Source organism: Nostoc sp. 'Peltigera membranacea cyanobiont' 210A (genome assembly GCF_002246015.1).
Classification (GTDB): domain Bacteria; phylum Cyanobacteriota; class Cyanobacteriia; order Cyanobacteriales; family Nostocaceae; genus Nostoc.
This window is the reverse complement of sequence record NZ_NOLJ01000017.1, coordinates 35,967-49,328: the sequence shown is the minus strand read 5'-3', so window position 1 is coordinate 49,328 and position 13,362 is coordinate 35,967. Positions and strand designations below refer to the sequence as shown.

Annotated in this window: 11 protein-coding genes; 9 read left to right on the top strand and 2 right to left on the bottom strand. The window is 43.9% G+C overall.

The window, feature by feature from the left end; translation table 11 throughout:
* Positions 1–10 precede the first annotated feature (10 nt).
* Positions 11–316: a hypothetical protein gene (locus tag CDG76_RS34335; RefSeq protein WP_094353290.1), complete on the bottom strand. Its 306-nt coding sequence runs from the start codon at positions 314–316 to the stop codon at positions 11–13.
* A 345-nt stretch (positions 317–661) separates the two neighbouring features.
* Between CDG76_RS34335 and CDG76_RS34330 the strand changes: the two genes are divergently transcribed.
* Positions 662–1,141 (top strand): hypothetical protein, encoded by a 480-nt coding sequence (locus CDG76_RS34330; RefSeq protein ID WP_094353289.1) that lies wholly within the window; start codon positions 662–664, stop codon positions 1,139–1,141.
* Positions 1,134–1,328 carry a hypothetical protein gene (locus CDG76_RS34325; protein ID WP_199331162.1) on the top strand — a complete coding sequence of 65 codons (195 nt, stop codon included), beginning with the start codon at positions 1,134–1,136 and terminating at the stop codon, positions 1,326–1,328. The genes CDG76_RS34330 and CDG76_RS34325 overlap by 8 nt, the downstream gene beginning before the upstream one ends.
* Positions 1,329–1,470: 142 nt before the next feature.
* On the opposite strand, the gene CDG76_RS34320 is transcribed toward CDG76_RS34325, so the two are convergent.
* Positions 1,471–2,349: a hypothetical protein gene (locus tag CDG76_RS34320; RefSeq protein WP_094353288.1), complete on the bottom strand. Its 879-nt coding sequence runs from the start codon at positions 2,347–2,349 to the stop codon at positions 1,471–1,473.
* A 216-nt stretch (positions 2,350–2,565) separates the two neighbouring features.
* Between CDG76_RS34320 and CDG76_RS34315 the strand changes: the two genes are divergently transcribed.
* The 7 genes from CDG76_RS34315 to CDG76_RS34285 all read left to right on the top strand — a co-directional run bounded on the left by CDG76_RS34315 (position 2,566) and on the right by CDG76_RS34285 (position 13,354).
* Positions 2,566–4,611 (top strand): hypothetical protein, encoded by a 2,046-nt coding sequence (locus tag CDG76_RS34315; RefSeq protein ID WP_094353287.1) that lies wholly within the window; start codon positions 2,566–2,568, stop codon positions 4,609–4,611.
* A gap of 22 nt (positions 4,612–4,633) precedes the next feature.
* Positions 4,634–5,269, top strand: a complete 636-nt coding sequence (locus CDG76_RS34310; protein WP_094353286.1) for a hypothetical protein — start codon at positions 4,634–4,636, stop codon at positions 5,267–5,269.
* 206 nt (positions 5,270–5,475) lie between these two features.
* Positions 5,476–8,823 carry a hypothetical protein gene (locus tag CDG76_RS34305; RefSeq protein WP_094353285.1) on the top strand — a complete coding sequence of 1,116 codons (3,348 nt, stop codon included), beginning with the start codon at positions 5,476–5,478 and terminating at the stop codon, positions 8,821–8,823.
* Positions 8,824–8,856: 33 nt separating this feature from the next.
* A complete protein-coding gene (locus CDG76_RS34300) occupies positions 8,857–9,675 on the top strand; it encodes a hypothetical protein (protein WP_094353284.1) in 819 nt (272 codons plus the stop codon).
* Between the two features lie 17 nt (positions 9,676–9,692).
* Positions 9,693–10,811, top strand: coding sequence for a hypothetical protein (locus CDG76_RS34295; protein WP_094353283.1), 1,119 nt, complete (start codon positions 9,693–9,695; stop codon positions 10,809–10,811).
* Between the two features lie 159 nt (positions 10,812–10,970).
* Positions 10,971–11,702: a hypothetical protein gene (locus CDG76_RS34290; protein WP_223265514.1), complete on the top strand. Its 732-nt coding sequence runs from the start codon at positions 10,971–10,973 to the stop codon at positions 11,700–11,702.
* 17 nt (positions 11,703–11,719) lie between these two features.
* Positions 11,720–13,354 carry a TrbI/VirB10 family protein gene (locus CDG76_RS34285; protein WP_094353282.1) on the top strand — a complete coding sequence of 545 codons (1,635 nt, stop codon included), beginning with the start codon at positions 11,720–11,722 and terminating at the stop codon, positions 13,352–13,354.
* The last annotated feature ends 8 nt before the right edge of the window (positions 13,355–13,362 follow it).

The window sequence follows — 13,362 nt, the reverse complement described above, 5'->3', positions numbered from 1 at the left end:
CCCGATAGCCTTAACTAACTAACATACAAACTTCTTTATGTCCTTGTACTGCTTGCTCCCAAGTTGAATATCTCCTGAATTGACCATTGTGTTCACCTCCAAAAACCATAGTTTCAAAAAGCTGTGGCTCTTGATTAGGGAAATTTGAGTAATCCTTTCCTAAAAAGATTGTAGAAACTTTTCCCCAAGAAAAAACACTTAAATCTACTTGTAGATTATTATCATCTTTTCGCCACTTAGACCACTGCTCAAGAGTTGTTGGAGCAATAGGCTGTTGATTTTCATCTAGTATATAAAGATCATCTAGCATATCCATATAATTCCTTACTATAGCTAATAAACTTAAGAAACACAGCTACTCTACCGAAAGCTTTGATCCTAAAAACAGTCTTTATTCTAATCCTATCAATGAAATGTATCAAAATCAGAAGATTGATTTTCGGCTATTTTGGCGGAGTGAACATCTAGCGTTATCGACCTGGTGGAGAAATGCAATTCTATCAAAACAGTTTAGTTTGCACTTCATGATAGCTTCGCCATCTCTAACCCAAGAAGCATAATTGAGACGAGCGATGCCTACGGCAGGCTGCGCCTACGGAGAGGGACAAAAAGTAAGCAGTTTGTTCTATTATTGGGTAGACAAGTCTAGTCAAGTCTAGTCATGAGCCGACCACAATTAAACATCAAATTTGATGGAGAGGGCGAGAAAGAACTACTTGAGGCTGTAAAGGCACGAGCGCAGGATGAGCGTATTTCTCTTAAAGAATTTGTGTTGGATGCGTTAAAGAATCGTCTAACAGTTCCTTTGCTTATTCAATCTACCCAAGCTAAACCAACTATTAGCAATGTAGAGGTGGATGAGTTGAAACGGCGTATAGCTAATAGTCAGATAGGCTTAATGGGGGAAATTAGGAAGGACAGAGATCAGATTGCAACTCTTGCAGCAGCGATCGCTCTGATTGAATCTCGTTTGGATGTTCTTGACCCTCCTACTTTAGCAGTAGGTGAAGATAGTCAGGCTAGACAGTCTAGACAAGGATGGGAAGAAGACTGTGAACCAGGAAACAGAGTTTGGGACACCTGGGGAAGTGATGCTATTGAGTTCTTAGATACAGTCAAATGGGGTGATGCTGATGGGTGAAATTAACGATTTGCGATTTACTGCTACACCAGAAGACTTGGCCAGATGGGAGTGGTTTTTTAAGGAAATGGAGAAACGCGGACTGATAACCATTTTTGAAAAATCTAACCAGTATGCAAATCGTGGCGACTCGAAGCTAAAGCGACAATATTTCAAAGTCAAATTAAATGTAGATAATTCTGAGTAGTACTTGTGTAGGCGTAGCCCGCACTTCTCTACGAGAGGCTGCACCAACGACAAAGACATCGCTTTTCTTGGTGTGCGCCTTCCCATATTGTTCTAGTAAAGCTTACTAGAACAATCTAGAACAATATGGGTTAGGTTTATCTTTATTCCTTGCTCTCATCGTCGAAACTCCATAGCAGCACTTCAATTTCTCGCTGCAATGCCTCAATACGCCTACGAGTTGCTAACCCTTGTATTGCTACGTTGTATGCCAAGGTGTCAGGCTTCCCTAGATGCATGGTTTTAACCTTGCCGCTTTTCTGGTAGTCCTTGCCCTGGCTTAACCAGAACGCTTTTTGCTTGTCGTTCATTTTTGCCGGGAACACTGGGTAATGACTCCACAATTTCCAGTATTCATAGCAGCCATAGAGTTTTTTCACTTTGTAAGTGCTGAGGTAGCAACCAGCTGGGGGTACAAATCCACTGCTCTCTAGTTCTCGTACCTCAGCCCGCAGCTGATCAAGTCGTTGGCGGCGCTCCTGAGACTTGACCTTTCTAAATTCTTGCGCCTTATTTCTAATTTCATTTCGGTAAGCAGCAGCAATATTTTCAGGTGCAGGCGTGGGCATCACAGCATCTCTGTACATAGCCCAAATTTCCAAGTTCACCTTTTGGAAATCATGCCACCCGTCGATAGTTAAATCTTGAATCAGCTGTAGTTTGTAGCGCCAGTCATTAAGTGTTGGTTCCCAATACTCAATCATGGCTTGTTTTATACCTTCCAAGTTTTCAGGCTCATCTACTAACAACCAAGCGATCCGAACATCGGACATCGCCGCGAGATGACTGTATTGACTATTGGCAATCCACTTTTGATTTAGATTGAGTGTGGAATCTATATACAGTATTTTGTTGTCTGCCTCTATGCAGAAGTAGACTGCTGGCACTGCTGGAAGTGTCGCCCGATTTCCTAATGAGACAGATGGTAGTGAGAGAGGATCAATCCCACCTGGGGGTGGTAATGGTTGTGTTGTACTGTTCATTTCACAGTTGGTAGTAGACTAAATTGTTCTAGTAAAGTTTACTAGAACATTATAGGATAGGCGCAAATTTCTTAATCCTTAAGAGGATATTTGTTCATAAAACTGCTAACTGTCAACATTAGCCAACTGGACAACTTATAAATCGCCATTTGGTCTAGCTGTTTTTAAATCAAGTCTTGTTAGGTTAACTGCTAAGGCAATCAGCTTTGAGTACCTATGGCTACCAAAACACTGACCAAACCTAAGCAAAGACAAAATTCTCAAAATCGCTCATGGGAAAACCTGACAGATCGCCGCAAACTCCGCCATATTGAAAACACATTGGATAAAGCGATCGCATCCTCAATTCAAGATGATTCTATCCAGTCCCACGAAGACTTTAAAGCCTATGTAGAAAACTACAGCCAGGAATCGGGTAAAGCCCCCATCACAGTAGAACTCTGTGTTGGAGGTGGGGATGATGACGAGATTAGAGGCTATCGCTTCTACCTCACTAATGATCCCAACCACAGAACCAGTGGCAAATACCTGATTAAAAACCTCGAAGGAATTACCAGCAAAGATGAAAACTACTTCACCCCTTCTAACATTGCTGAAATTTGCGGTTTTGCTGAAACAGAACTAGACGATCTCGATGATGAATTAGAAGATGACCTGCTCGATTTAGATGAAGAAAATGAAGAAATAGATGATACAAACAACGAACTAGACGACCTATTAAATGATGATTTCAACACTAAACTAGACGACCTAGATGACTTAGGTGAAGAAGACGACCCATCTGTTAGTCGTGTTAGCGCAGCCCAAACTAAAACTCAAGCCAAAACTTCAACTAAAACCCAAAGTAATTCTCAGCCTAAAACACAACCTAAAACTCAGGACAGGGCTAAGACCAATAAAACTGCTGCCAAAAACTCCAAATCCAGAGAGCCTCTAGACGAAGCTTCGCGTTTAAGTGCCACAGCTGCCACCAACGGACGAGAAGTGAATGGGGTGAATTTGGCAGGCTTAACAGGACAACTGGCATCTCTGGGAATTGCGGTAGGACAGGGAGTTTTGGAACAGCTAGCAGCCGAAGCTGATTCCAAGCGGCTTGAACGAATTCTCAAAGAACTGCAACAGCAGAATGACCGCGTAGATAACATAGCCAGTCGCTTGCAAGAAGCAAAGCCGGACTCACCAGAGTCTCAAAAGTCTCAAGATTTTCAAACTGTATCTGAAGAATCAGTCACAGACAATCCACTGGCTGTAGCTGCTACCAAAATTGGCTCGAAAGTAGACAATCTTGGTTCGCAAATAGACCCCAAATACCAATCTCAACCATTTGAATTAAATAAGGATGCCAGCGTCAGCGAACAGCTTGACCAAATTGAAGCCTACCTGAAAGTTCTTTCCAAGCGACTTGACCGTTTAGAAATGGTAATTAGCCGATTGGAAAAACAGATGGCAGCACCACAGAATAATTCTACTGTTGTCGAGTCAGAAACTGATGCAGATATTGTCCAACCTAACTCTGCTAACCAGCCACCAGCAGACGTTGACATTTTAGAACATCTGACGAAACGCCAAGCACAGCAACAACAAGCTGCCTGTGCCGATGCTTTAGTTGGATTTGCCAAAGTTGCTGGTGAGTTATTTGACCAATCACCCCAAGCAGGTATCGCCATTTCCAGTAACAAAACTTTATGGGTAGAACCACAGGACAAGCAGGTAGCGATGCCTGCGGCGGGCGTAGCCATCGCTTTAGAAAATACCCAAGGTGAAACACTCTTTGCTGGTACTCGCACTCAGGGACAGTGGGCGATCGCACAAGACAATCTCACCCCTGATGAAAAAACGGGCATCTGCAAACTGCCACAGTCGAAAGAAGAATACGCTCTCAAAGCCAGTACCCAAGCATTGATTCAAAAATTCCAAGAACAACTACCTAATCGATTTAACAGCAACGATGAACCGACATTCACCTGGACTGAAAAGGGCAAAGTCAAGTACGAGTTTGAAGTAGTAAAACTGCCCAATGGTACACGCCTACTTCAAGGATTTAACCCTAATCGTAACGATGAACAAGTGCTTGATGCCGTTTTAGTACCAGGGCAGCCCCCAGAGATTTTGCAGTGTAGCATCCCCCTGCGTGAGATAGAAACGCTACTGGACAATCAGCAATCAGCTCCCTCTACCCAAGCCCAGACTGATAAAGATACTGCAAGGCAACGCCAGAAACAAACTCAAAGAAAAGCCAGCAAACCAGAAATGCAAGTTTAATTCTACAAACGAGAACAGAAAAATGAACAACACAAAATCTCACATTTCTCAGTTAAAACTGCTGTCATCTCGTAAATTTTCAACCAACTTGAGAAACCTGAAAATTAACCGCACTGACTTACTTTTCATTTTACTATGTCTTGCGATTGGAATTTATTTGTTAGCTACCAAACCCATATTCGTCACTATTTTGGGATGTGCCACCATTGTTTTCTTGAGTATTGGGTATGTAATTCGCACAGTACCAATTTTAGAAAAGTATTTAGGTAGAAAAATTCGCTTCTGGCATATTGTTGCCGCCATTATCACTGTTACCGCTTTACTCGATACCTTTACAACTCCAGCCCAAGCTATTTTCTTAAGCGGGTTGGAAAGCTTCTTCAACAATTTAGCTCAACAAAGTTCCCAAGCAGGAGGCGGTTCCACTAGCACTTTGGATGCCAACGTTGTTGGTTTGACATTTAACCTCATCCGAGGTGCATTCTTGCTGCTGGTTGCTGCTGCTTCTCTATTTGCCTATAACCAAGCCCAGCAAGGTAACGACTGGCGACCGATTGTTACTCAAGTTGGTTTAGCGTTCTCCATCGTAATTGCCATTGATGTCATCACTTTCATATTTGTCGGTAATGGCGCAGGAACAACATCAGCCATCAGGTAAACCCAACTTGAATTTTATACCCATTAAATAAGAATTCAGAAGTCAGAAAACATTCGTCAGAATTCATCAGTGGGGGATGAGCATAGTTGGTCTAGACAACTTTGAGAGATTATTGACAAGAAGAAAAGTCCTATTCTCCCCCTTATCTTCACTTGTCACTTCTTGGTTGACTGACTACTAATGCAGCACCAGAGAATTACAAAAATATGGCACAAGACAATCGAGAATTCATCAAAGTCAATCAGATTCTAGGCAAGCAAGCCAGCATTGGGCCAATTCCGGCTGAACAGCTACTTCCTTGGATTGCCATCATTGTAGTTTGCTATGTTCTCACCAATGGTTTACTCAGTTTGGGTATGGGTTGGTTCTTTGCCACCTCCTTCTGGCTAATTATCAGTTGGTGGATTCTCACAGGCAAACAGCCCCATCAGTTTTTAGATCGATGGCGTAATCCACCGGGAACAGAGTGGTGCAATAGTAACAGCATTTACATCTCACCGATTCCCGAATATCGACCCTGGTGGGTGCGTCGGCGTTACGCAGACTCGCAAGTACAAATCCGATTCAAGCCACTGATTGTACCGAATCAATATGGAGGCAAAAGTAAGCTCATGCCTTTCCAAAATGAGGTAAACATCTGCTGTATTGCAGAAATTAAGAAAGATGATCGTGAAGTGGCTGCCTTGTTATTAGATAAAGGCAACTCTCAGTATCAACTCGTGTTTGGGTTTCGCATCGCTGGACTGCATGACATACTGCATGAAAATGAGGTCAGCGAATTTGCCCACTCTATCGAAGAGGGTTTGAAAGAACTACCTCCCGGTGAAAAAATTACTTTTTGTACAGGCTGTTATAGTGATGATACTGAGTCATATCCCCTGCGGACAGACTCTACCAGGGGAGTCCCTCATAAACGCCAAACCCCACTTACTGCCTTAGCAGATGATTGCCACTTGAAACCAGTTTCTGTGCTGCTTCGCAACGAGCAATTGCGGGTGGAACAACTCAAGGAAGCAGGTTCTCGCCAAATCTGGAATCAAATTGCCTTCTGTACTTGGACGAGCGATGATGAAGCTGGTTCACAGCAAAAGGATTTTGTAGGTGGACTGATTGAAAAATTCAGAAAATTTGGCTCTTGGGCAGTTGAACTGATTACAGGGAACAAACGCATTTACCAAGAGGAGTTTTTCAAAAAGCTATTACTGCAAGGGTTTCAGCAAGGATTTATCCAGTGGGAATTGCTGCTCAATACCAAAATTGGCTTAGAAGTAACACCTTGCAATGCTACAGATTTGTGGCAGTGGCTTTGGAATCGATTTAATGAGGGTGCAGCACCTCCTATTCCCCAAGTCATTACACTGAAGGAGACTGAGACGGGACTGGAGTTAACAGAAACCCTAACCACCGATAAGCACATCTGTACATTACTGATTGAAGGACAACAGGGACGTTCTGCTTGTCCCGAACATCGGGGAGATAATGACCGAGTTTACTTGACAGGTAAAAGCAAGGTTTGTGGAGTCATGGTTGTAACAGATCCCCCCGTCGGTTGGTCTAATGCCCAAGAGCAGCTAAAGTGGGTTTGGAAAATTCTTGCTTACAGCTACGTCCACGATACAGAAGCTTGGGTTGAAATCAGCCGCAGCAACGACTTCTTAATCCAAGACAACCTGGCACGTCAGGCAAAACAATCCAAAACAGCCCGCACTTTAGCTATAACCAAAGGACAAGGACGGGACGTTGGAGCGGAAATCAAACAGGAGGAATCCTTTGAAGCCCAACGACGACTCTATGAAGGGACGAAAGCGTTGCACTGTGCGCCTGTATTTCTAGTTTATCGTCACAGTGCCCAAGAGTTAACCCACGCTTGCAACTTATTGGCTAACAGTTTTGAGACTGCCAAAGTAATTCGAGAGCGTAATATTGCTTGGGAAATTTGGCTGCAAACCCTGCCGATTACCTGCAAATGGTTGCTACACGGAGGCAATCTCAGCGAACGCAGAATAACTTTAGATACCCGTACTGTGTCTGGGATTATGCCCCTAACTGTCCCCAAGGACATTGATAAACAAGGTGTAGAATTCCTTACCAGTCGTGGTGGCAAGCCTATTTATGTTGACTTATTTCACCAACAGATTGGACGCGCTCTAATTACAGGTACTTCTGGCTCAGGAAAGAGCGTTTTGGGATGGCGCTTTGCTCTAGAGGCATTAGCGAACAATATTCCCGTTGTTGGTATGGATATCTCTGCTAGTGGTAACAGCACTTTCAAAACTGCGATTGAGCTTTTGGGCGAGCAAGGAGCATATTACGATATTTCCAGTGGCAGCAGTAACCTACTGGAACCCCCAGATTTGCGACGCTTCGACAAGTCAGAACGGGAACGGCGCATGGAGTCTTGGAAGGACTTTATTCGCAAAGCATTAACAGCGATCGCAATGGGTAAAGTTGAAAACCCCCATCTAGCTCAACGGGTTGATGCCTTACTAGTCAAAGCTTTGGACGTATTTTTAAAAGACCCAGAAATTATTACTCGCTACAACCGAGCCTTTGAGATGGGCTGGCTTTCACCAGAATGGCAGCAGATACCCACGCTACCAGATTTCGTCAAGTTCTGCACTAGAGAACGTCTCAATCTCAGATCCTTTGAAGAGATTGACCGACAGGCACTTAACCAAATCCAAAATCAGGTTAGTGCTTTACTAGCATCTAGGTTGGGCAAAGCGATCGCTCGTCCCAGCACTTTTTCCCCATTACCGGCGATTAAATTCTTTGCCCTCAGTGGATTGAGTAACGAACAGGATGCTTACTTAATGGCAATTAACGCCCATAGTGCCTGTATCCGTAATGCTCTATCCCATCCCAAGAGTTTGTTTATTGGCGATGAGCTTTCAGTGCTTTTACGTAAAGATGGCTTTGCCCAGATTATAGGCGAAACCTGTGCCACGGGAAGGAAAGAAGGCATTGCTGTTCTGCTGATGTCCCAAGACCCGGATACCATTTGTGAGTGTTCGACAGGCGCTCAAATTATGCAGAACATGACCTATCGGATTACCGGACGTATTACCAGTAGCGGTATTGCTTCTTTCCAACAGTATCTGGGCTATCCCGTCAATATTATCAGTCAAAATGCGACTGAAGCATTCTTGCCCCGTACCAGCGACCTTTATTCCTGCTGGCTAGTAGAAACAGGTGGTAGATTCTGGCGTACCCGCTTTTACCCTGGAGAGATGATGCTGGCCAGTGTTGCCAATAACCAGGATGAACGGGAAGCACGAGAACGGGTGATGGCTCAGTATCCAGATACCGCTAAAGGCAATCTGTTAGGACTGAGAGCGTTTACAGATGCTTACATTCCGGCTTTGAAGGAAAACAGAGGCTTTAAGCATATTGGTCAAGAGATACATCAAACCACAGCATTGCGCGATTGGCTACGCCCAACCGTAAGTCCTGCGGACAGGCTTAACCAAAGCGGAGCATCTCTGCAAGAAGAAGGCGATCGCTCAGAGAATAACGATGGCCAACAGGCTGAAAGTAGCCTGATTGCAAGTTGATATATCTAAAAACTGCATTAAGGAAGGTGAATCATGAAATCTAAACTTACCTCTATCAGATTGATAGCACCGATTCTAATTTTGTCACTTGGTTCTATCGCCAGTCCAGCCCTTGCTCGCACTCAAGACAACGGTCGAGATCCAGTAGCTGCTGCTGTTAGTAACAAAACTACTGGTAGTGGTATTTTCACCGCAGACACAGCATCTCAAATCAATGATTTTGTGGGAGATGTCAAAAATTTCGCTCAAAATGACCTATTTAATCCTCTTGGCAATCTGCTCAATTCTGCCTTGGGTGCAATTCAAATTCCAGATTTAAACAAAGTTTTGGCAGGAATCATGAACGGTTCTGCCAACAACGATCCTGGTGCCGTGCTGTCTGAAACTTTGGAGAACAAAACCAATGGTCAAAGCTCTTATGGTATCCGTGAAGACCTTGGTAAATATGCTACTAGAACAGTTGCCACAGAGATCGCTAATCAGGCTACTTTGAGCCAAACAGCCCAAAGTCAGATGGCTCAAATTAAGCAAGCTACTCAACAAGATACTCAAGAAAACGTCAGCTTGGGTGAGGAATCCCAAAATTTAGATGTCACCCAACAGATTTTGCAAAACCTATCCCAACAGACTGCCCTTACCAGTCGCGTCAACGAGCGGATGCTTATTGAAGCCCAGCAAGCACGCATTGACAGGGCATTGAGTAACACCTTAACCGCTCAAACAGCCAAGGAACTTTCAGCCATCAATACTGCCGATCGCCGTAAGAGTGTTGCCGCAGGCAATGCTGCCACTCAACAGGCGGGCTTATTGATCATGCCTGGTGGCATTACCCTTGGTTCTGACAAGCAGTAGCTTTGATTTCGACACTCATGATGCACATTATTGCTCAATCATTTCCAGTAACAGGCGGAGAATCTGATGCCTTAGAAATTATCTCCAGTTCTTTAGAACTTTCTCGCGCCACAGTTGAGTCGTGGAATACCGTCTGGCTAATTACTTTAGATCCGCTCGGTTCAGCATTATGGATTGGCTTGATTAAATTGGGCATCACCTTGGGAGCCGCCAGCATATTATTTGTGGCGCTAACCACTGGTAAGGAAATCATTGAAAAGCAATCATGGTCAGAACTGGCATCAATCTTTGTTTGGCCCTTCGTGATTATGATTTTCTTGGGGGCCAACGGCAATATGCTGGCGAAGACAATTACTGTTATCCGAGGCTTCGCTTACAACCAAGTGCAAAGCGTTCTTCAGCTTCAAGTTGGTGAACTAACATTTCGAGATGCTATTACCAATGTGGCAATTAGCAGTATCGCTAGACAACAGCTAGAAAACCTCTATAGCGAATGTCAAGGAAAAGTCGGTACAGAGTTAGTTGAATGCTGGAACTCAAAGCAAGCCCAAGCACAGGCAATTGTTACCAAAGCTGAAGAGCAAGCTAAATCTCCACTCCAACCACTACGAGATTTTGCTAGTTTTCTCTGGAATAGAACTTTGCCTGGTCAAATCGGTACTGCTGTTCAGTTTGCCAACGATCCAGGTAGTGTGTTTCGAGATACTGCCATCCCCATTATTCGCTTTATCCTGTATGCCCTGCAATGGGGCTTTGTAAATATTTTGGAAGCTGCTCTGTTGCTAACAGCATTATTTGCACCGATCGCAGTTGGTTTATCTTTGCTGCCATTACAAGGTCGTCCTATTTGGGCGTGGCTGACAGGGTTTATTTCGTTGTTTGGTGTTCAACTTGGTTACAACATTTTAGTAGGTTTAGCAGCCGTCGTCCTGGTGAAGTCTGGTGCTGAATTAGCATCTGATGTAGCATTTTTATGTTTCCTAAGCATCTTTGCACCAGTTTTGGCGGTATTGATAGCTGGAGGTGGGGGAATGGCTATTTATAACGGCATTTCTGCCAATGTCAAAGGCTTAATCGATATTTTTAGCAGTGCCATTGGAACTGCAACCAGTATTGCTCTACTCCGTAGGGGGTAATACCAATTTTGGATTTTAGATTTTGGATTTTGCGGAAAGTCCCCAGTCCCTAGTCCCTATTTTCAAGACAGGCATCATAACTTTCCAAGACGAATTAAAAACCTTTAACACAAGGCTGTTCGGTGGATTTTCAAACAATACTACTTATACCAATTTGGTATGACTCTGCAAATTAAACGACTTCAAGCTCCATTGCTTCCAGAAGCCAAAAACCTTCTAGCTGTTTGCTTTATCTGCCTAACTGCATTTAACGGTCTGATATTTTTGTTGACTCTATTCACCGCTTTCAGGGTCAATAAAATTGCCGATCGCAAGACGACTTTTGCCCAGTTGGTAAATGGTGAGACAATCTACATTTCTGAGCAAGACCGCAACTGGCGTTATCCAGCTGTAATTCAAAAAGTAGTTAGTGACTGGACAACCCTAACATTTAACTGGGATGACAAACTCACTGGCACTAATCAACCAGACCAAGGCATTCAAGTTGGTAGAAATGGGCGGATTCCCACAAATACTTGGTTTGCTTCCCTGCTGCTAGAACCGGAATTTGCCAAAGCTTCTCTACCAAAGATTGCCGAATTAGTTCCTACTAGCTTCTTTTCAGGTCAGCTGCGTAGCACCACTATTATTTCCTATCTGTCAGAACCGAGAGCAGTACGACCTGGGGAATGGGAAATAGACATGATTGCTACCCGCATCTTAGTTGACCGCACTACTGGTAGAGATGAGCGTATTCCTTTTAACCGCACATTTACCATCCAAGCAGTGGAGATTCCCCGATCTCCTTTAGGTAAAGATGCCCCCCTGGTAGAACAGAAAATTTATGAAGTGCGATCGTCTGGACTGCAAATTACCAAGATGGTTGAGTTTAATTCTCAGCAACGACGCTAAAGGAAAAGGGTAGAATTATGACCAATTCAAATCAAAATCATGAATTTGACTACCTAAACGAGAACTCTGGTGATTCTTCGCCGGAATTCAACAGTACTAACGGCAATCATCGCTCTAACCAAGCCACTTTGGTTGCTGATGATGATATCAGCCCTGAAGAGGAGCAGTTGTTGGCAGGTTATAACCCTACCGCAAATCACCTCATTTCCGAAGAATATCGCTTGAAACAAGATGCAGAAGGAGCGGTAGAGCGACCGTTAGCAGAAAAACCTAGTGTTAGACTAGGTTCAGTAGTTGCCTTAGTGGGAATAGTTATTGGCTCTGTAGCACTGATCTGGTTTGGATTTCTCCAACCGAAACCTCCTGTCAAACAAGTAGTTCAAACTCCTACTACATCTCCAAAAGGCGAACCAGTTTTAGATGAATCTGCCGAACTGAAAAGCAGATTAGCGTTTCAAGACCAACGGCAACAACTCAAAGTAGAACCTGTTGCGGCTAAATCCCCAAGTCCAACTCTACAAAATAAACCCAAAGCAACGCCATCTCGACCTCCTCAGACTTTTTCACCGCGCACAACTCCTGCATCACGCATAACACCAATAACTCCTGTAAGAATTTCTCAACCTGCGCCCCCAGTAGTGCGGTATATTTCTCCCAATCCTGTTAGTTATCAAGCTTCAACACCAATACGACAGCCTGAAAGTAATGTCGATCCTTTCCAGCAGTGGAGCCAACTAGCTAGCCTGGGACAGTCGCAAATCGGTAACTCTAAAGTAGCTGAAACTCAGTCAGAAGTTGCTGTTAACACTCAAACTCTAACAGGCTTGAAACCAACAGCTAGGACATCCATTTCCACTCCTGAAGACCCTGGTATTCAAACAGTTTTAATTGGCTCCAAAAGCACTGACAGTAAAACTGATAACTTGACTCCAGGAATGGTAGGTATCCTCAATCGCACCCCTGTAGCTACAACCAATCTCAATGTCAATGAAACTAAAGAGGTAGCGCTGGGTACATCTGTCCCAGGTAGAATTATCATGCCGATGATTTGGGATCAGGGAGGGAATAATCAGAGCGATCGCTTTGCTATCGAGTTAACCAAACCTCTCACAGCCACAGACGGCACGGTGGCACTCCCGGCTGGTACTGTTTTAGTAACGAAAACAGTGGCAGTAGGTAAAAAGAATAACTTGGTATCTGCTAGTGCGATTGCGCTTATTTACCCTGACTCCCAAGGCACAGTTAAACAGGAAACCATTCCGGCTGAGACTCTGTTAATTCGCGGTCGAGGACAGCAACCGTTAATTGCTAAAAAGCTGAATGATGTGGGGACAGATATTGCCCAACAAGATTTATTAGTTGGATTACTCAGTAGTTTGGGTAAGGTGGGAAGCATAGTGAATCAGCCCCGCACTCAATCTAGCACTGTTGTTTCTAGTGGCACTTTTAACCAAAGTACTATTACTAGTAACTCTAATCCTCAGATTTGGGCGGCGGCGCTGGAAGGCTTTTTTAGTCCAGTCAGTGAACGTCTGTCTAGACGCTCTGACCAAGCAGTGCAAGAATTACTAGAACGTCCAAATATCCAGTTTTTACCTGAAGGTACAGAAGTCTCGGTTGTCGTCAATAGTTTTTTGAAAGTTGAAAGATGATACCTATT